The sequence below is a fragment of the Leptobacterium flavescens genome, from assembly GCF_010671605.1.
GTDB lineage: Bacteria > Bacteroidota > Bacteroidia > Flavobacteriales > Flavobacteriaceae > Leptobacterium > Leptobacterium flavescens.
Map to the genome: position 1 here is coordinate 1,066,809 of NZ_JAABOO010000001.1, position 19,953 is coordinate 1,086,761.

19 protein-coding genes and 1 tRNA gene are annotated in these 19,953 nt (G+C 40.4%); 6 read left to right on the top strand and 14 right to left on the bottom strand.

Translation table 11 applies throughout. From position 1 onward, the window contains the following. Positions 1-185: 185 nt before the first annotated feature. From GWK08_RS04710 to GWK08_RS04720, 3 genes are all read left to right on the top strand, one after another. A complete protein-coding gene (locus GWK08_RS04710) occupies positions 186-515 on the top strand; it encodes a hypothetical protein (RefSeq protein WP_163605741.1) in 330 nt (109 codons plus the stop codon). 245 nt (positions 516-760) lie between these two features. Beyond that, positions 761-2,218 carry an RNA polymerase factor sigma-54 gene (gene rpoN, locus GWK08_RS04715; RefSeq protein ID WP_163605742.1) on the top strand — a complete coding sequence of 486 codons (1,458 nt, stop codon included), beginning with the start codon at positions 761-763 and terminating at the stop codon, positions 2,216-2,218. Then, positions 2,218-2,823 (top strand): hypothetical protein, encoded by a 606-nt coding sequence (locus GWK08_RS04720; protein ID WP_163605743.1) that lies wholly within the window; start codon positions 2,218-2,220, stop codon positions 2,821-2,823. Before rpoN ends, GWK08_RS04720 begins: the two co-directional genes overlap by 1 nt. Here GWK08_RS04720 and GWK08_RS04725 read toward each other — a convergent pair. The 9 genes from GWK08_RS04725 to GWK08_RS04765 form a co-directional block, all read right to left on the bottom strand. Beyond that, positions 2,818-3,510, bottom strand: a complete 693-nt coding sequence (locus GWK08_RS04725; RefSeq protein WP_163605744.1) for a porin family protein — start codon at positions 3,508-3,510, stop codon at positions 2,818-2,820. The genes GWK08_RS04720 and GWK08_RS04725 overlap by 6 nt on opposite strands. A gap of 109 nt (positions 3,511-3,619) precedes the next feature. Further along, positions 3,620-4,102, bottom strand: coding sequence for an ExbD/TolR family protein (locus GWK08_RS04730; RefSeq protein WP_163605745.1), 483 nt, complete (start codon positions 4,100-4,102; stop codon positions 3,620-3,622). Between the two features lie 18 nt (positions 4,103-4,120). Further along, on the bottom strand, positions 4,121-4,732 hold the full coding sequence (locus GWK08_RS04735) for an ExbD/TolR family protein (RefSeq protein WP_163605746.1): 612 nt from the start codon (positions 4,730-4,732) through the stop codon (positions 4,121-4,123). A gap of 6 nt (positions 4,733-4,738) precedes the next feature. Beyond that, positions 4,739-5,128 carry a hypothetical protein gene (locus GWK08_RS04740; protein WP_163605747.1) on the bottom strand — a complete coding sequence of 130 codons (390 nt, stop codon included), beginning with the start codon at positions 5,126-5,128 and terminating at the stop codon, positions 4,739-4,741. Positions 5,129-5,147: 19 nt separating this feature from the next. Continuing rightward, entirely contained in the window at positions 5,148-5,945 is a 798-nt protein-coding gene (locus GWK08_RS04745) for a MotA/TolQ/ExbB proton channel family protein (RefSeq protein ID WP_163605748.1), read from the bottom strand. 90 nt (positions 5,946-6,035) lie between these two features. After that, positions 6,036-6,123: transfer RNA gene (locus tag GWK08_RS04750), tRNA-Ser, on the bottom strand. Positions 6,124-6,195: 72 nt separating this feature from the next. After that, positions 6,196-7,224 carry an asparaginase gene (locus GWK08_RS04755; protein ID WP_163605749.1) on the bottom strand — a complete coding sequence of 343 codons (1,029 nt, stop codon included), beginning with the start codon at positions 7,222-7,224 and terminating at the stop codon, positions 6,196-6,198. Further along, entirely contained in the window at positions 7,214-8,347 is a 1,134-nt protein-coding gene (locus GWK08_RS04760; protein ID WP_163605750.1) for a 1-acyl-sn-glycerol-3-phosphate acyltransferase, read from the bottom strand. The genes GWK08_RS04755 and GWK08_RS04760 overlap by 11 nt, the downstream gene beginning before the upstream one ends. A gap of 62 nt (positions 8,348-8,409) precedes the next feature. Further along, positions 8,410-9,177: a TatD family hydrolase gene (locus GWK08_RS04765; RefSeq protein WP_163605751.1), complete on the bottom strand. Its 768-nt coding sequence runs from the start codon at positions 9,175-9,177 to the stop codon at positions 8,410-8,412. Between the two features lie 48 nt (positions 9,178-9,225). Between GWK08_RS04765 and GWK08_RS04770 the strand changes: the two genes are divergently transcribed. The 3 genes from GWK08_RS04770 (at position 9,226) to GWK08_RS04780 (ending at position 12,643) form a co-directional block, all read left to right on the top strand. Then, the gene (locus GWK08_RS04770) at positions 9,226-9,663 is read left to right on the top strand and encodes a retropepsin-like aspartic protease family protein (protein WP_163605752.1); all 438 of its coding nucleotides are present in this window, start codon (positions 9,226-9,228) and stop codon (positions 9,661-9,663) included. Positions 9,664-10,004: 341 nt separating this feature from the next. Continuing rightward, positions 10,005-12,014, top strand: coding sequence for a tetratricopeptide repeat-containing sensor histidine kinase (locus tag GWK08_RS04775; protein WP_163605753.1), 2,010 nt, complete (start codon positions 10,005-10,007; stop codon positions 12,012-12,014). Then, the gene (locus GWK08_RS04780) at positions 12,011-12,643 is read left to right on the top strand and encodes a response regulator (protein WP_163605754.1); all 633 of its coding nucleotides are present in this window, start codon (positions 12,011-12,013) and stop codon (positions 12,641-12,643) included. The genes GWK08_RS04775 and GWK08_RS04780 overlap by 4 nt, the downstream gene beginning before the upstream one ends. A 344-nt stretch (positions 12,644-12,987) precedes the next feature. Here the strand turns inward: GWK08_RS04780 and odhB are convergent, their stop codons facing one another. From odhB to galE, 5 genes are all read right to left on the bottom strand, one after another. Beyond that, complete coding sequence (odhB, locus tag GWK08_RS04785) at positions 12,988-14,205, bottom strand: 2-oxoglutarate dehydrogenase complex dihydrolipoyllysine-residue succinyltransferase (RefSeq protein ID WP_163605755.1); 1,218 nt, start codon at positions 14,203-14,205, stop codon at positions 12,988-12,990. Positions 14,206-14,221: 16 nt separating this feature from the next. Further along, on the bottom strand, positions 14,222-17,014 hold the full coding sequence (locus GWK08_RS04790; RefSeq protein ID WP_163605756.1) for a 2-oxoglutarate dehydrogenase E1 component: 2,793 nt from the start codon (positions 17,012-17,014) through the stop codon (positions 14,222-14,224). Positions 17,015-17,171: 157 nt separating this feature from the next. Then, positions 17,172-17,525 (bottom strand): hypothetical protein, encoded by a 354-nt coding sequence (locus tag GWK08_RS04795; protein ID WP_163605757.1) that lies wholly within the window; start codon positions 17,523-17,525, stop codon positions 17,172-17,174. A gap of 38 nt (positions 17,526-17,563) precedes the next feature. Then, positions 17,564-18,844, bottom strand: coding sequence for a metal-dependent hydrolase family protein (locus GWK08_RS04800; protein ID WP_163605758.1), 1,281 nt, complete (start codon positions 18,842-18,844; stop codon positions 17,564-17,566). A gap of 49 nt (positions 18,845-18,893) precedes the next feature. Further along, positions 18,894-19,910, bottom strand: coding sequence for a UDP-glucose 4-epimerase GalE (gene galE, locus GWK08_RS04805; protein WP_163605759.1), 1,017 nt, complete (start codon positions 19,908-19,910; stop codon positions 18,894-18,896). Between the last annotated feature and the right edge of the window lie 43 nt (positions 19,911-19,953).

Genomic DNA, 19,953 nt, shown 5'->3' on the forward strand with positions numbered 1-19,953 from the left:
GCGTTTTTTTAGAGAATTACTATAAACCCCTATAAATCAATGATAAAAACGAGAGACAATTACTATAAATTCATAAATTCCGAGTAATAAGACTTGTTTTTTACCTCTACTCCCTCATACATTTACAGTAACAAACTCTCGACTCAACACATTAACATTTTAGTAACCAGTAAAACTTTTTTAGCATGGCCATTATACCCCTCAATTTTTCCCAATCCTCCAGGTTAAAAGCAATTTGTTTAATTACCCCTACGGAAGAAATTGGCAACTCCGAACCTGTAATGGTTCTGATGGATATGTTCTCCAACGCTCTCTGGTATAAAAAGAGCACAGAGATATTTCCTTTCGATTGCCTTTCCGCAAACTATATTGAACAACTTTATGCGCAACTTAGGATGGATAAGGAAGCTTTCTCCATTCTGAATGGAATGACCATACAGGAGGCCGTGGAAATGTATACCAAGGTCGCCTATGGAGATATATGCTCAAAAACTTTTATAGAGCTTATGAATTAAGTTTAGTTAGTTTCATTTAAAGGGGCCGCTCAAAAAATATCATATAGTCAGATACCGTTTTATACGGTTTGAAGATTAGATTGTTGTGGATGATGTTTTTTCAGGCGGCCCCTGTTTTTTTCATCTCCCCCTTCCTTCTTTACAGCTCCTTTTCTGATTGGTATAACAAATCGTAGGATTACGATAACGGCCTTAGCCGAATTTGTTTATTTTTGCTATATAACAAAAAAATTTGCCGGGCATTTATGCTTAAACAACAGTTACAATTTAAATTATCTCAAAAGTTATCTCCGCAGCAGATCCAGTTGATGAAACTGATACAGCTGCCTACTCAAGCCTTTGAACAACGTTTAAAACAAGAGCTTGAGGAAAATCCTGCTTTGGAAAGCGGGAAGGAAGAGGTGTTGAGTTCTGATGATGATTTTGATAATTCTTTTGAAGACGATTTCGGTAACGAGACCATAGAAGCCGATGATATAAACGTAGATGAATATCTGAGTGATGACGAGGTACCCGACTACCGTCTGCAATCTAATAATTACAGCAGTGATGATGAGGAAAAAACAGTGCCCTATGCTTCCGGTACTTCCTTCCATCAGCATCTTGTCAATCAGCTTAACACTTTCCGCCTGAATGAAGAAGAAAGAGGGATTGCCGAATTCCTCGTAGGAAGTATAGATGAGAGCGGATATATACGCCGTTCCCTGACCGATATTATGGACGATCTGGCTTTTACCCAAAATATTTATGCCGATGAGGAACGTATTGAAAAGGTATTGGAGCTTGTTCATGAACTCGATCCTGCCGGTGTGGGTGCCAGGGATCTTCAGGAATGTCTGCTGATCCAACTCGAAAGAAAAAGTGCCAGTCCGTCAACAGAACTGGCCCTCGATATCCTGAGTAAATCCTTTGATCACTTTACCAAAAAGCACTATCAGAAACTCGCGCAAAAGCACGGGGTTGGCGAGGAAGAGCTCAAGGAAGCAATTCACGAGATAGAGAAATTAAACCCAAAACCGGGAGGCTCCTATTCCGGAAATAATAAGATCGTAGAGCATATTGTTCCCGATTTTACCATTCGCATTAACGAAGGAAAACTGGAACTCACCCTGAACGGAAGAAATGCTCCGGAGCTACACGTAAGCAGGGAGTACAACAATATGCTGGAAGGTTACAAAGTAGCCAAAGACAAATCGAAATCACAAAAGGACGCCATCCTTTTTATCAAGCAAAAACTGGATGCAGCCAAGTGGTTTATCGACGCCATAAAGCAACGGCAGCAGACGCTTTATATTACCATGAATGCCATAATGCATTATCAGGCAGAGTATTTTTTAACCGGAGACGAACGTAAGCTCAAACCCATGATCCTGAAGGACATTGCCGATCAGATAGATATGGATGTATCTACGGTTTCCCGTGTGGCAAACAGTAAGTACGTCGATACTCCTTACGGTACCAAACTGATCAAGGATTTCTTTTCTGAGGCGATGAAGAATGAACAGGGAGAAGATGTATCCACCCGGGAGATCAAAAAAATACTGGAGACCGTTATAGAAGAAGAAGATAAAAGAAAACCCTTAACCGATGATAAATTGGCTTCCATTTTAAAGGAAAAAGGCTATCCGATTGCCAGGAGAACCGTAGCCAAATACAGGGAACAACTGGAAATTCCGGTAGCCCGATTAAGAAAACAAATTTAATGAAGGTCTTTTTTAAGTTTATCAGCTATCTTTTTCACCCGCTGTTCTTACCCCTGGCCGGAGCTGTGATCTATTACACTATTTCACCTAAATTCCATCCGCCGGAGGAATGGCAATCGGTGATACTCAGGGTATCTATTTTAACTTTACTTATTCCTATTGTTTTCTTTTACCTCCTCAGAAATATAGGATGGGTATCCAGTATCTATCTCAAAGAAGTATCGGAGCGGAAGATCCCTCTTTATATTTACATATTTCTCATTTTTATGGTGATTTACGGCGTAGTTTCACCGATCTTTGCCCTTGAGCTATATTTTTATTTTGTGGGCATCCTGGGCTCTCTAATTGCCTGTCTGGTGCTAGTATTCTTTCGCTTTAAGGCCAGTATGCACATGATGGGGATCTCGGGCCTGACCCTTTTTGTGATCGGACTGAGTTTTCACTATGAGGTTAACATCACTTTCGCCCTGGCGCTGCTGGTATTTTCCATCGGATTGGTAGCCAGTTCACGGCTTTATTTAAAGGCTCATGACAATAAGGAATTGCTGCTCGGTTTTTTTATAGGAGCTGTTCCTCAGTTTATAGTCTTTAATAACTGGTTATAGAATATAGAAGATAAGACCTATCTTCAGGGAACGCATTTCAATTCGTTCTCCATCTACCGTTACCACATCATTCTTAAATACATTATTGAGTGCGTAAGAAGCATAAAAGTTCCATGTATTATATCCAAAACTAAAGTAGAGGTCGTATTGAAATCTCTCGAGATCGTCATTGGAAAAACGAAGACGCTCCGCATCGGAAATAAACTTGGAGCTGTTGGCAAAAACATAGCCCAGGCGAACTCCTCCATACACTCTCCAGAATTTGTAATTCTCGGGAGAAGAGGTACGCCATCTGAATTCTATGGGTACTTCCACCATATGGGTTATAAGCTTGTTCCTGTTAAACTGAACATCATCTGCTATAAGCTGATAACTGATCTCTCCGTTTTCCTCTATAGCCTGTAGATTACTGGAATACGAATTAAAATTATATCCCAGTCCGATACCGAATCCTATGTTGCGCTCTGCGTTAATTGGGATATCTTTAATATATCCTAACTGAAGGCCATATGGCAGATTGCTTTGCGAAACTCCGCTGGGTCTGTTCAACAATAAATTATACGTAATCCCAACATAAAACTGATCTTCCAGATATCTGTTATTCACCTCAGCTGTTCCCGAAGATGTATCTTGTGCAAGGCTTAAAAACGGAATAAAGACAAAGAGAAAAGGAAGGTAAAATCTCATAACGAACCAAGTTTCAACAAATATAACAGAAGAAAGCACAACTTAGTATGCTAAAATAAAAAAGGCTCCGTATTTCGGAGCCTTTTTTATATATAGTTTAAAGAATATTCTACTGCAAATTTCTAAACGAATCACCCTGTCTTGTGGTGTAGTTTATTTTTAATGCATTTACCTTTCTCAACTCTTGTTTAATATCGGAAATAAGTCCCATATTAGTATCGGCATCAACCTTAAGAGCAGTAGTTAACAGATCCTGTAATTCCTGTCTCTTTTTAGAACGCTCCTGTAAGATATAAGGAGCTACCGCCGAAACATCAACCAGTTTGTCATTCAGCTGAATTTTAGCTGAAGTTCCATAAGTTGACTGATATCTTTCACTGGGTTTTCCTGCATATATGTAAATTACCCTGTCTTTCTTATCCAGTTTCTGGATCTGATCTGCAAATGGTAATTCATTCTGTACCAAAAGTGAACTATCTTTCATTACTGTAACAGTCATAAAGAAGAACAGTAACATAAATACGATATCCGGTAAAGATGCTGTAGACACCGGTGGCAATTCACCACTTTTTTTCTTTGTAAATTTTGACATAATAATCGTATTAAATTATTAGTTACTTTTTGGCTCCGCCTCAGATAGTTTCTGAGGAAACATCTTCTGAATTCTTTCGATCTTTGGTCTCAAATCATCTTTCAGTGCAGAATCGGTTTTAGGGTCTTTATATAGCCTGTCCATTTCTGTAAAGTCCATATTAAAGATCTTATTGGATTCTCTGTTCCTAAGCTCATTATAAGCTGCTACCAATTCGTTCTGAACAGCTATATATGTACTATAGGAAGTTTCTCTGTCATTCTGCAATGAAATGATCGCTTTATCAGGATTATCGGATGATTCGGGATCTCTGGCACCTTGACACCAGTTACATGCCTCATCACCTACTCCACCACCGTTGTCCAAAAAGGCAACTGCAGCCGCACGAAGGTCCTTTAATTCTGTAAGCTGATCCTCTACCAATAACTGATTGTTCTTATTAACAACAACGGTAAAGATATTCTTCTCCTTAATTACCACATTATCTTCTGGCGGTTCGTTAGGAGGTAGTTTACGGTCTAATCCGGCATCTGTCTCGATCGTTGTCGTTACCAGGAAGAAAATAAGCAGAAGGAAGGCAATATCTGCCATAGACCCTGCATTTACTTCCGGTATTGTTCTCTTAGCCATAAATTATTACTTAAAGATTTTCTTAATTCCAGACAGGATCATCGCTCCTGCTGCTATAAAAGTAAGAATGTAAAAAGTATACAATCCTGTTCCCACCCACTTAGAAGCCGAAGCTGAAGTGGTATCTGTTGCTTCCCCGTTAGACAATGCATATCCTATCGCTACAACAATTAAGAATCCAACGATAGCTATCAAAGCCTTCTTAAGTTTATCGGGATGCGAGATTAGATTTTTAAATGTAAAAATCAATACTATGGCAGCAGCAATGATCACAAGGAACTTGGCAATGTTGATCATAAGATCTGTATAAGGATCTACAGAACCTAGCAACAGGAACCAAAGGATAATCCCAAGGACACCCAGTGCTATTACTGCTATTTTAACTATTTTTTGCATAATACTATATCGTCTTTAATTATTTTTTGTGGTCTACCAATAAATCTACTAATGTAATGGAAGCGTCTTCCATATCATTTACTATACTATCCATTTTTGCGATAATATAGTTGTAGAAGATCTGAAGTATAATTGCCACAACAAGACCGAATACAGTTGTTAATAATGCTACTTTAATATCACCTGCAATAAGAGATGCATCTAATCCACCGGCAGCACTAATCTTATCAAATGCCTGAATCATCCCGATTACCGTACCCATGAATCCAAGCATCGGTGCAATAGCGATGAATAAAGAAAGCCAAGAAATGTTTTTCTCCAGTTGACCCATTTGAACTCCACCGTAAGCAACTACAGCTTTTTCTGCAGACTCAATTCCTTCGTCAACTCTATCTAAACCTTGATAGAAAATAGAAGCAACAGGTCCTTTAGTATTTCTACAAACTTCTTTAGCTGCTTCAACACCTCCAGATGCTAAAGCATCCTCAACATTTTTGGAAAGTTTTTGAGTATTTGTAGTAGCTAAGTTTAAGAAAATGATTCTTTCGATAGCAACTGCTAAACCTAAAATCAAACATAACAAAACGATACCCATAAATCCGGCACCACCTTCAATAAAACGCTCTTTCAATACTTGGTGGAAAGATTTACTTTCCTGAGCAGTATCATCCTGTAAGATTACCGCAGAAGCATCATCTGTAGAAGCAACAAACTCCGAAGTATTTTCAGTAACTGCCTCAATCGTAGCCGCATCAGCAGTTGTTGCATTTAAAACCATTAATCCAGCCAAAGCCAGAATAGAGAATAATCTTTTCATTTCTTTTAAACTTAAATTTTGTTAGTTAATAGGGTTAAAGATATAAAAATTTTATAATTAAAACTGTTTTTAAAAATTAATCAAAAAAAGCAGAGAGGAAGGGATTCGAACCCTCGATACGGTTTTGCCGTATACACACTTTCCAGGCGTGCGCCTTCGACCACTCGGCCACCTCTCTATAGTAACAGCTTAAAATCAGGGCGGCAATTAACAAAAAAAATATTAGTTGATAAAATTTAAAAGGTTAATTTTAACTCATTTCCCCCCTAAGAGCAGTTTCAAATATTGTTTTAAAGGTTTTTTGTCCGATTTTACTCCCTAAAAGGTACATTAATTTAGCTATAGCGGCCTCAGTAGTAATGTCTTTCCCGTTGATTATTCCCAGTTCTTTAAGGCGGGTACTGGTCTCATATTGACCCATGATAACACTACCCCCGGAACACTGTGTAACATTCACAATAAATACACCGCGCTTACTTGCACTTTCTATCAGGTCGTAGAACCATTCATGAGTGAATGCATTACCCGATCCGTATGTTTCCAGAACGATCGCCCTGATGCTTTCATTATTAAAAACACAGGCCAGTGCAGATTCACTGGTACCCGGAAACAACTTCACCACGGCTATATTGTTATTAAGCTCTTTATGAACGATGAGCTTCCTGCCTTTTGCAGGTTTAAGAAGATATTCGTGATTAATATTTAAATGTACACCACTCTCCCCAAGAGCCGGGTAATTAAGTGATGCAAAAGCATTAAAATGCTCGGCATTGATCTTTGTAGTACGGTTACCCCTGTAGAGCTTGTATTCAAAATAAACTCCTACCTCTTTCACCACCGGTTTGTTATTTTCTCTGAGTGATGCAATTTGTATAGAGGTGATCAGATTTTCCTTGGCATCGGTACGCAAGTCTCCTATGGGTAATTGAGAACCGGTAAAGATTACCGGTTTGGCAAGGTTTTCCAACATAAAGCTTAAAGCTGAAGCTGAGTAACTCATAGTGTCACTTCCGTGGAGGACCACAAAACCGTCAAAATCCTTATAATGATCTTCTATCATTCCGGCTATCTGTACCCAGTACTCCGGACTCATATTAGACGAATCTATAGGGGTTGAAAAGGACACAGACTGGATATCGCAATCCAAATGCGAAAGCTCAGGTATTCTTTCCTGCAATTTATCAAAATCGAAAGCCTTAAGTGCTCCCGTTTCATAATCTTTAACCATACCGATCGTACCCCCGGTATAGATAAGTAGTATTTTTGATCTATTCCCCAAAATATTTCAGCTTATTAATTACCGGATTGGCATACATTGCCAGGAAGTTTTTCAAAGCCACTTCATTATCTCTTTCCACCCTGCGTTCTATCCTTCGTTCAAACTGGCGTTTTTCCCTTGCGGTATATTTGGCTTTATAAGTATCCTCACCATTCAACAAATCATAGGCTATATAATTGGAAGGCCACAATTTGTAACTCCCATAGATATTCTTATCTATTACTTCTGCCAGCATCTGAAGCTGTTTATTGGCCTTCTCCTCTTTTTCCGCGATCATATCCAGTTCCTCATCCAGCACATCTCCAACAGCAATATGCATTCTCTTTTTCTGCCCCAGTGCTCCTTTTAATATGGAATTAAAATCCTCATTATTGGTCTTTACATATTCCACATCGTAATGCTTGGCCATTAATTCGGGCATCTTAAGAACATCGGTTGGGTCGAACTCATAGGAAATAGATACGGGCACCACCTTTAACTTTTTAAAGTAGGCCGGAAGATCGTTTTCCGTATCTGCCAGGGCCAGCATTTTTAAAACACCCTGCTGTGTCTGATCGTTCCCGTCTTTTGTCCTTCCCTCTCTTTGCGCGATCCACACCGATCTTTTTTCGCTACCGAGCAACTGCCTGATATATTCGGAAACATTTTTAGAAGCCATCAGCATTTCCCTGGGCGATAATCCTCTGCGGATAAGAAAGTTCCTGTTCAGTTTGGACAAAGCCAGTAAAAAAGGCTTCTGCACCAGATTATCCCCAATAGCGGATGCGGTCATTACCAATCCGTGATCATGAAGGGTATAATTGAGCAGGGAAGTATCCAGGATAATATCTCTGTGGTTGGAGATAAACAGATAAGAAGTATCCGGTTCCAGCTTTTCAAATCCGCTGGTAGAAAAACCTTCAGAGCTTTTCTCTATCACATTCCTCACCGCAAAATAAATAACCCTGGACTGAAAGTCCTTTATGGAATGACACTCATCTACTATCTCTTCAATCTCTCCCAATTTCTTTTCCGGAAATGCGAAACTCATCAAGGCCTTTATCATAGGATGCCGCTTCAATTTCTGAAGGGCTCCGTTCACCTCCGTATCCAGATAAGGTCGAATTTTATCAAAATCTGTCAAAATGGCTAGTTTTAGTGATCACAAATGAACAAAAATTAATCGGATTAGATCTCAATAAATTATTAAACTCCAAAAACATCCATTGAATTTTTAGTAGTTATCGCAGCGATCTCCTCCGCGGAAAGTCCGTAAATCTCCGTCAATTTATTCAGAACATTAACGATATACGCACTTTCATTACGTTTCCCCCTGTAGGGTACCGGCGATAAGTAAGGAGCATCGGTCTCAAGCACTATATGTTCCAGCGGAACCTCATTAAGGAACTTATCTATTTTCCCGTTCTTAAATGTAGCTACTCCTCCTATCCCAAGTTTCATATTAAAGGACATGGCTCTTTCTGCCTGCTCCCGGTTCCCTGTAAAACAGTGAAAGATCCCGAACAGTTCCTCATCCTTTTCGCCTTCCAGCACCTCAAAGATCTCATCAAAAGCTTCCCTGCAGTGAATTACAATGGGCAGTTTGTATTTTTTTGCCCACTGTATCTGTGTTTTGAAAGCCTGTTGCTGCTGTGGAAGAAAGCTCTTATCCCAATACAGGTCTATCCCTATTTCTCCAACCGCATAAAACTTTCTCTCCGCAAGCATCTGCTCCACATGCTGAAGCTCTTCTTCGTAATTCTCTTTTACGTGAGTTGGATGAAGCCCCATCATGAGGAAGATATTATCCGGATATGCTTTTTCCAGTTTAAACATGGCGTCGGTATAGGTGGAATCTATAGCCGGGATAAAAAATCTCTTTACATTGGCGTCCAGGGCTCTCTGGATCATATCCTTTCTATCATCATCAAAAGCCTCACTATATAAATGTGTATGGGTGTCCGTTAAAATCATGGCACAAAATTAATTTTTTTGCTTAATTATCTTTGTAAAAAAAAGTTTATGATTTCGCTTAAAAAATTTTTGCAGGAAAAAGGATATACAAGGGTACCCTTAAAGAGAACTCCAACAGATCATTTTGAGATCAAGGCGGAGATCAATGGCGTGCAGGGGAGGTTTATTCTCGATACCGGAGCGTCCAGTACCTGTGTGGGTTTTGACAGCATTGAACATTTTAAGCTAAATCCCGAATCTTCGGAAGTAAAGGCGGCCGGAGCCGGAGGAAGAGGAATGGAAACGCAGATTGCCAGGAAAAATGAGATCAGTATAGGGAAATGGAAGAAAAAAAATATTGCCATTATCCTTTTTAATATGACTCATGTTAATTCTGCCCTGCTCGAGTACGAGAGTATTCCGGTTAACGGTATTATCGGAGCCGATGTCCTTAAGAAATCCAAAGCGATTATTGATTATGATAAACACTGCATCTATTTAAGGTAATCTCCTACTTAAAAAGGGTGTTTTCCCCCGTGCATTGAACTTTATAATTGTGGAATTTTGCGAGAACAACTAAGACTAATACAATGAAAGCTTTCAGAACCGCTTTATCCAATGCCACCTTCCTTACCATATCCATTCTGACTCTTATATCTATTACACTCGCAATAAACATTTTTTTGGTTATTTCTATGTAACACTATAGTAAACCGATAACCAAGCACACCCTGTTACGCTTGTTTTCAGGGTGTGTATTTTGCCTCCCTCTCTTAAGCTTTCCCATAAGATCTTCTTTCAATTTTTAATTAGGTATTTTTGCATAATCATTTTAAAATTATGAAGCCGTGAAAACCATCTACCCCCTATTAATTTTCATTTTTTCATTTCAGGCAGCTTACACCCAGCAGAATATTGAAGATTTTAAAAAAATTGTAGATACTACAGGTAACCAGGAACTAAAACTCCGGTACCTGGACTCGCTGATAGCATCTTCCCGCGACAATATAGACGATTTCGTCACTTATTCTGAGGAATATATCGGCCTCGCAGAGGAGATGAAGCGATATGACGATGCGGTAAGAAAAGGGGTAAGGGTATTCTATCATATAAACACTCTTCAAAACCGAAACAAGGATGCCCTTACATTGATAGAGCGTCTTCAACAACATGAAAGCAAACTAAAAGACTCTTTTTTGATAGGAAGTATCTACCTGAAAAAAGGAGGTGCTTATTACAGCAATGATTTTGATAAGGCGGTAGAAAACTACACCAAAGCCATTGAAAAGTTCGGGAGGAAGGATTCGATCTTCGTGGCCGATTCCTATTTGTTCAGGGGGCAGTCATACAGCGCCCTGGGTAATTATGTTCAGGCAGTGAAGGACTATGAAAAAGCTTCAACCTATTACGAAGACAGGAATGATAAAGAATACGCTATCAGTACGAGACAGGCTATCGCCGTCATTTACAGTATTAATGGTTTCTATGATTATGCAAAAAGACTAAGGGGCGAAAACCTGGAATATTCTTCCAGGAACAAACTATATCGCTCGATGATGGTCTCTCTTGTAAACCAGGCATTCGACTATAAAAAGCAGGAGCGGTATAAAGAACAGGAAGAATACCTTTTAAGGGCTTTGGAATTGGGGTCGAAACATGAAAAGAACAATCTTTTTGCCCTTGTAAATATTAACAGTTCCCTGGCCAATCTTTATGCGAGACTGGGAGATAAGGAAAAAGTAAAAACTCATTTGGATTCCATTTCGGCAAAAATGGAAGGCTTTAATGAAAACCCGGAGCTATGGACCCATTATTTGCTGTCCTCCTCCCACTACAAACGTCTGATCGGTAAGAACAGGGAGGCTCTTCAGGACATGATCAAAGCGCATAATAAGGCTAAGGAATGGGGTGATAAAGATGCCACTCTCGATATAAAAAGGGAGCTTCCGGAATTATACAGTCTGAATAATCAGCCCACAAGATCTTATGAGGCATTCCGTGAATATTCACATTTAAAAGATTCACTCTTTAATGTGCAGAGAACCAATTCTCTTCTTTATTTCCAGACGCTTTATGAAACAGAAAGAAAGGAAAGGGAGATCATGGAGCAGGAAAGTTCCATCAGGATGCTTAAAATGGAGAATGAATCCAAAAACAGGATCCTGATCCTGACCATTTCCAGCCTCAGCCTTTTATTCCTTATTATATATCTATACAGGAATAAAGTATACCTGACAAGGTCAAAGCGCCTGCAGGAAAGCTTCAGCCAGCAGTTACTCGTATCCCAGGAACAGGAACGAAGGCGGATCTCCAAAGATCTTCATGACGGTTTAGGGCAAAGTTTACTACTGATCAAAAACAAGATCGTTCGCTCGGAGGATGAGAATACCAAAACCATGGTGAATAATGCCATAGAGGAAGTGCGATCTATCTCCAAAGCGCTGCATCCCTTCCAGCTGGAAGAATTAGGCATCACAAAAGCAATAGAAAATGTGATATATCAACTGGACGAGAGTACAGATATCTTTATTTCTTCGGAAATAGATGATATTCAACACACTTTCAGCCCTGAAAAAGAAGTAAATATATTCAGGATCATCCAGGAGAGTGTCAACAATATAATTAAACACTCCCAGGCTCACGCAGCTAAATTGATCATTAAAAAATCCAAAGACCTTATAAAGATCGTAATAAAAGATAATGGTAAAGGTTTTGACTTTTCAGAGAAGTACAATGATTTAACCAGTTTGGGTTTAAAAACACTGAAGGAGCGCACTAAATTCCTGGATGGAAATATGAGGATCAATTCTGAAAAAGGCAAAGGAACAACAATCGATTTTATAATTCCAATTACATGAAGGAATCCAGCATTATTATTGCCGATGATCATCCTCTTCTTTTAAAAGGGCTTCACGATTTTTTAGTAGAAAAAAAATTCAACGTAATAGACAGTGCTTCCGATGGAAATGCAGCCTACAACCTCATCCTGAAGCACAAACCCACTATCGCTATCCTCGATATACAAATGCCAAGGCTTTCGGGCCTTGAAGTTGCCAGTAAGTGTAAACAGAGCGGTCTGGACACTAAAGTTATCCTGATAACCCTTCACAGAGAAAAGGATCTCTTTTATCAGGCCAAGGATCTTAATGTATTCGGATATGTCCTTAAGGAATTCGCCATTGAAGAGATAGAAAATTGCCTGGCTTCGGTATTGAATAACACCCCTTACTTCAGTCCCAAGATCACAGAATTCCTCAATATCAAGGAAAACAGTGATGATGCTCTGGCCTCACTTACTCCCTCCGAAAAGAAGATCCTCAAATTAATCGCGCAAGACAAGACCAACAAGGAAATTGCAGAATTCCTTTTTATTTCTGTCCGTACCGTTGAAAAACACCGAAGCAATATTATCGCCAAGCTCGATCTCAATCCCAAGACTAACAGCCTGTTAATCTGGGCAAAAGACCATCAGAATTCCCTGTTATAAGATAAGATTACATTAATCTACGTGTAAGTACGTATTGTACACTTAGTCAATATTTTGAAAATTTGTCCTATATTAATCAATCCGGAGTAAAGGTGATTAACTATAGTTGAAGTAAGATGCTCCGGGTATAAAACAGAGGATTATGAAATCGAGAAAAGCCCCGAAAAGCGATGTTGTCATTCCGTTTTTGATTATTTTTTTATCATCGGCAGTGATCGCCTATAATATTTATTTTCTGATCAGCTGCCCCTAGGAAAAGGCTATTAATCATGTCTATCTATATAGGAAAAGAAAAGCCTGAGATTGTAATGATCTCAGGCTTTCTTCATATTATTTATTTCTTTTTATAACTCCAGTGCTTTTTTCACATCACCGTTCATTAACAGTTCTATCGGATTTTCCAGGGCTTCTTTTACAGCCACCAGGAAACCTACAGATTCTCTTCCGTCAATGATCCTGTGGTCATAGGAAAGCGCCACATACATTACCGGTCTGATCTCTACTTTTCCGTTTACCGCTACCGGACGCTCCACGATATTGTGCATTCCTAAAATTCCCGATTGAGGAGGATTGATGATAGGCGTCGATAACATAGATCCGAATACACCACCATTGGTAATGGTAAATGTTCCTCCGGTCATTTCATCTACAGTGATCTGCCCTTCTCTTGCGCGAATTGCCAGTCTTTTAACCTCGGCTTCTACTCCTCTGAAGCTTAGGTTCTCTGCGTTTCGTATTACAGGTACCATTAATCCTTTAGGACCTGAAACCGCAATACTGATATCTTTAAAGTCGTAAGTGATCTTATAATCTCCATCCAGCATTGAATTCACATCCGGATACAGATCCAGTGCTCTCACTACAGCCAGGGTAAAGAAAGACATAAAACCTAAACTCACTCCGTGCCTGGCTTTGAAAGTTTCCTTGTACTCACTTCTCAATGCAAAGATCGGGCTCATATCTACCTCGTTAAAAGTAGTAAGCATAGCCGTTTCATTCTTAGCAGATACCAAACGCTCTGCTACTTTCCTTCTAAGCATGGAAAGTTTCTTGCGCTCGCTGCTTCTGCTCCCTGTTCCGGGAGTTCCCATAGAAGGCGTTGCCTTAACAGCATCGTCTTTAGTAATACGACCATCTTTTCCGGTACCCTGTACCTCGCTGGCGGATATTCCTTTTTCTGCCAATATCTTTTTGGCTGCAGGACTGGCGGTTCCCGTAGCATATGTTTTATTTTCTGCCGGTTTCGGCGCTTCCTTCTTTGCAGGAGCTTCCTCTGCCTTTTCTTCTTTTGCCGGTGCTGCAGCTTCACCTCCTTCAGGTTTAGCAGCCGATGTATCTATTAAACACACCACCTCGCCCACGGCAACAGCGTCTCCTTCTTCTGCCTTTAAGGTAATAGTACCACTGGCCTCAGCCGGAAGTTCCAGGGTTGCTTTATCAGAATCAACTTCTGCAATGGCCTGATCTTTTTCAACATAATCGCCATCTGCAACTAACCACTGTGCTATTTCCACTTCGGTAATCGATTCTCCCGGAGAAGGGACTTTCATTTCTAAAATCATTGTATTATAATTTTAATTATGCTTTTTTTATTTTCTTACGGTATTTATTGTCTTTTGTTTTATCGAACACGTATTCAAGGATCTGTTCGTGGCGTCTCTTCGATCTCACCGAACTACCTGCAGCAGGTGATGCGTAGAAACGTCTTGATGCTACTCTTAATTTATGAGCATCTTCAAAATGCATCAACAGGTGACTCCATGCTCCCATATTCCTCGGTTCTTCCTGGGCCCACACTATATCATCTGCATTTTTATATTTTTTCATGATGGCTTTCATCTCTTCCGAAGGCAGAGGAAACAATTGTTCCACTCTAACGATCGCCACATCTTTTTCTCTCTTTTTTTCTTCTCTAGCTTCCAGGATATCGTAATAGAATTTCCCGGTACAGAACACCAGCGTTTTTACATCTGCTGTTTTAACTCCTGCATCATCAATTACCGGCTGGAAAGATCCGCTGGCCAGTTCTTCAACAGTAGATACTGCTTTCGGATGTCTTAAGAGGCTTTTGGGCGTAAAAACGATCAGAGGTTTTCTGAAGTTGCTTTTCATTTGCCTTCTTAACAAGTGATAGAAGTTTGCCGGAGTGGTACAGTCTGCCACATACATATTGTCTTTAGCACACAGTTGAAGATATCTTTCCATTCTTGCTGATGAGTGCTCAGCTCCCTGACCTTCATATCCGTGTGGTAACAACATTACCAAACCGTTCTGTAATTTCCATTTATCCTCGGCGGCAGAGATATACTGATCTATCATGATCTGGGCCCCGTTACTGAAATCCCCGAACTGAGCTTCCCAGATGGTAAGGGTCTTTGGACTTGCCATGGCATATCCGTAATCAAAACCTACAACTCCGTATTCCGATAAAAGGGAGTTGTAAATCTGGAACGTACCCTGATCTCCACCCAATTCATTTAACAACAGTACTTCTTCCTCACTGTCTTCTACTTTAAGCACCGCATGCCTGTGGGAGAAGGTTCCTCTCTCCACATCCTGACCACTGAGCCTTACATCATATCCTTCGCTAAGAAGGGTACCGTAGGCAAGAAGCTCACCCATGGCCCAGTCTAACTGGTCTCTTTCAAAGTACATTTTATTCCGCTCCCCAACTAAACGCTCTATTTTGCGCAGGAATTTCTTCCCTTCGGGTAAACGGGTAATCACTTCGGCAATCTTCGTCAGTTTATCTTTATCAAAAGAAGTATCTTCAGTTAACAGCATTCTGTCTTCCTCCACCGGCTCAAAACCCTTCCACTCATCTTCCATAAAGGGAGTGATGACCGTTTTGGTTTCTTTTCTGGAATCTTCCAGTTTCTCTTCCAGGGAGGCTTTATAGTCTGCTTCCAGTTTTTTTACATATCCTGCATCTATGATCCCTTCGGCCTTTAATCTTTCCGCATAGATATCTCTCGGATTCTTATGCTTTGCGATGGCCTTATACAGTTTAGGCTGTGTAAAACGAGGCTCATCACCTTCATTATGTCCATATTTTCTATAACCCAGCAGGTCAATAAACACATCGCGCTTAAAGGTCATTCTGAAATCGAGTGCAAAAAGGGAAGCGTGAACCACGGCTTCGGCATCATCTGCATTTACGTGCAGTACCGGAGACAGGGTTACTTTACCTATATCTGTACAATAAGTAGAAGAACGCGCATCCAGGTAGTTAGTGGTAAAACCTATCTGATTGTTTACCACTATATGTATGGTTCCGTTTGTTTTATATCCGTCAAGTTGTGCCATCTGCACCACTTCATATACAAGACCCTGTCCTGCAATGGCAGCATCCCCGTGAACCACAATAGGAAGAACCTTAGAAAAATCATCCGGATAATTCCTGTCCTGCTTTGCTCTGGTGATCCCTTCAACTACCGCTCCTACCGTTTCGAGGTGAGACGGGTTGGGTGCAATATTCATATGAATTCTCTGGCCTCCGTCGGTAACACGATCACTGGTCCATCCCAGGTGATATTTTACATCGCCGTCAAAAATATCCTGCTCGTAATCCTTTCCGTCAAACTCACTAAAAATATCTTTAGCCGACTTTCCGAAAATATTGGTCAGTACATTGAGTCGCCCCCTGTGGGCCATCCCCATTACAAACTCTTTTACGCCCAGTCCGGCCGCTTTTTCGATCATGGCATCAAGCGCAGGAATAAGCGATTCTCCTCCTTCCAGGGAAAAACGCTTCTGTCCAACGTATTTTGTATGAAGGAAACTCTCAAAAGAAACAGCTTCGTTGAGTTTCTTTAAAATATGCTTTTTCTGATCTCCGCTAAATGCAGGATGATTGTCATTGATATTCAGTTTGTCCTGGATCCACTGAATTTCCTCCGGCTTACGGATATACATATATTCTACCCCGATAGCATCACAATAAATGCTCTCCAGGTGCCTTACGATCTCTGCAAGGGTGGCTGCGCCAAGCCCAAGGATATCACCGGCATTGAAATTAGTATTCAGGTCCGATTCAGACAGACCGAAATTCTCAAGTTCCAGGGTGGGGGTATATTTTCTCCTGTCTCTTACAGGATTGGTTTTTGTAAATAAGTGCCCTCTGCTTCGGTAAGCATCGATAAGCTTTACTACCTGAAATTCCTTTTGAAGATTCTCAGGTATCTCTACAGAAGCGTCTGCAGATCCAACAGTTCCGTTCTGCTGATAAGATCCGTTTTCCATTCCAAAATCGAAGCCCTGGAAAAAAGCTCTCCAACTGGGCTCTACCGAATCCGGATTCTGTAAATATTGATCATATAAATCGGCAAAAAAAGCTGTATGTGCAGCATTTAAAAAGGAATAATTATCCATGTTTCTTTTTCCTAAATTCTCTTTATGAATAAACTAGTCAAAAATACAATTTTTAACAGATAAACTTTAACATAAGTCGCAATTAATTCTATTTATTAACAGCTTTTTATCAATAACGAAAGGAAATCACAAATTATGTTTTCTTCAATATATCCCTTTATTTGTACCGGTTTTTAAACCAGACCTTTAGCCATTCTCTTTTTAATACAAGAAAAGCTACCTGTTCTGAGATCACAACCGCATCTTCTCCGTCCAACTTCTTCACTTGCTCTTCAGAAACGTCTATGATATAAAGAAGATTGAGGTAGTCTGCAAACTTTTCCAGGATCAGTCTGCACAGCACTTCATGCAGTTCTCTTTTTAACTGCTCCGGTTTTAGATCCTCTTTAAAATCGACCGGGATATTGGCATAGTTAAAATCCTTGTTCAGCTGCAGGATCAGCTTTTCATACAACTCTTCCTTAAGAGCTGTTTGAAGTAGTGAAGGTATATCTGGGAATTGAGAGTTCATAATAAAAAAACCCTGACGAGAAGTGTCAGGGTTGAGATTTAATTTTCGTTTTTGTAAACCTTTCCGTTTTTCATTACAAAGACCACTTTTTCCAGGGTCCTGACATTTTTTGTTGGATCGTCATCAACCGCCACGATATCGGCAAAAAAGCCTTCTTTAAGCTGGCCGAGTTCATTTTCAGACGACAACAATTTAGCGTTGGTAACCGTAGCCGACTGAATAGCTTTTATTGCAGGCATACCTGCTTCCACCATATAACCGAATTCTTTTCCGTTCTCACCATGAGGGAACACCCCGGCATCAGTACCGAAAGCAATCGGCACTCCTCTTCTGTATGCTTTTTCAAAGGTGCCCTGAAGCTGAGGACCAACTTCCAAAGCCTTCGGCACTATAATATCAGGGTAAAAACCTTTGATCTTTGCTTTTTCGGCTACATATTTCCCTGCACTGATGGTCGGTACCATATAGGTATCGTGCTGCTTCATAAGATCCATGGTCTTTTCACTCATAAAAGTTCCGTGTTCTATGGTTTTGATCCCGGCCACTACCGCTCTCTGCATTCCGTCATCTCCATGAGCATGTGCAGCGGTAAGCATCCCGTAATCATTGGCAGTATCTACAATAGATTTGATCTCTTCTATGGTAAACTGAGAGTTACTTCCGTTTTTGGCAACACTTAAAACACCTCCGGTAGCAGTAATCTTGATCACATCAGAACCTTCTTTATATCGCTGACGAACTGCTTTTCTCCCATCTTCAGGAGAGTTCACCACTCCTTCTTTCGGACCCGGATCTCCCAGCAATGCTGCTTTTCCTCCGTTGGTCGGATCGCCATGCCCTCCTGTAGAAGCTATGATCTTTCCGGCGGTAAAAATACGCGGCCCATCTACTTTTCCGGCATCTATAGCTTTTCTCAAAGCAATATTCACTCCCGTTCCTCCAAGGTCCCTAACCGTGGTAAAACCAGCCATCAGGGTTCGTTTTGCATATACGGTAGACTGAAAGGCCACATCGGCTTCATTATCGGTATACTTTCCAACAAAGCTTCTCGGATTGGTTTCACTTTCAATATGAACGTGTAGATCTATCAGGCCGGGAAGGACTGTTTTGTCTTTCAGGTCGATGGTTATATCGTTCCTTTTGGCTTTGGCATATCCATCAACTACACTTTTGATCTTATTTCCGGAGATAATGATGGTCTTTTCGGAAAGTACGGTCCCGGATTCCGTATCAATGATCTTTCCGCAATGTAAATAAGTGTCCTGGGCATTCAAACTCAAAAAGGAGGTCAATGCCAGTAAAAAAAGTAATTTCTTCATCTGTTTAAAGTTATATTTAGAAATACAATCCCTTAGGATCATCAAAAATTTATTTCCTTATTTTCTGTTCCCATTTCCAGGCCGACAACATAGCGTCGTCTAATTCAGATTTAGCTTTCCAGCCCAGATCTTCATTAGCCTTTGTCGTATCTGCATAGGCAGTAATAACATCGCCTACCCTTCTTTCCGCAATCCTGTAATTTAAGGAGGTCCCGGAAACCCTTTCAAAGCTTTTGATCACTTCCAGTACGGAGCTTCCTTTTCCTGTTCCGAGATTAAAGATCTCGTAATTTGCCTTATTCTTTTTGTTCAGCAATCGTTGCAAGGCCACCACATGAGCTTTTGCCAGGTCTACTACATGAATATAGTCGCGAATACAGGTACCGTCTTCTGTCGGATAATCATCACCAAAAACCTGTAACTGCTCCCTTAAACCTATACCTGTTTGTGTAATAAAAGGAACCAGGTTCTGAGGTACTCCAATGGGCAACTCCCCTATTTCGGCACTTTCGTGTGCTCCTATCGGATTAAAATATCTCAGGGAAATAGCATTGAGGTTCTTCTGCACCCTGCAGGTATCACTTATGATTTCCTCTCCGATCTGTTTGGTATTCCCATACGGGGATTCTGCATGTTTTATGGGCGCATCTTCTGTAATAGGCATTTTATCTGCCTGTCCGTAGACCGTACAGGAAGAACTAAAAATAAAATTCGCCTTATCTTTTTTGGTCAGTTCCTGAAGAAGATAAACCAGGGTGCTCAGGTTGTTCTCATAGTATAAAAGCGGATTTTCAACACTTTCTCCAACTGCTTTGGAGGCTGCAAAATGGATCATTCCCTCTATATCCGGATGTCTTTGAAAGAAATCGGCAACTTTGTCCTTTTCTCTCAGGTCCAGTTTTTCAAACAGCGGTTTCTTATTAGTGATCCGGCTAATACCTTCGAGAACAGCTTCGGAAGAATTGGACAGGTTATCGATAATGACCACTTCAAAACCGGAATTCTGAAGTTCGACTGCGGTATGTGATCCAATAAATCCTAAACCTCCGGTTACTACTATTTTCATCTATTTAAAATTTTTTATTTAGATCAACCGTTCCGCCTTCTCA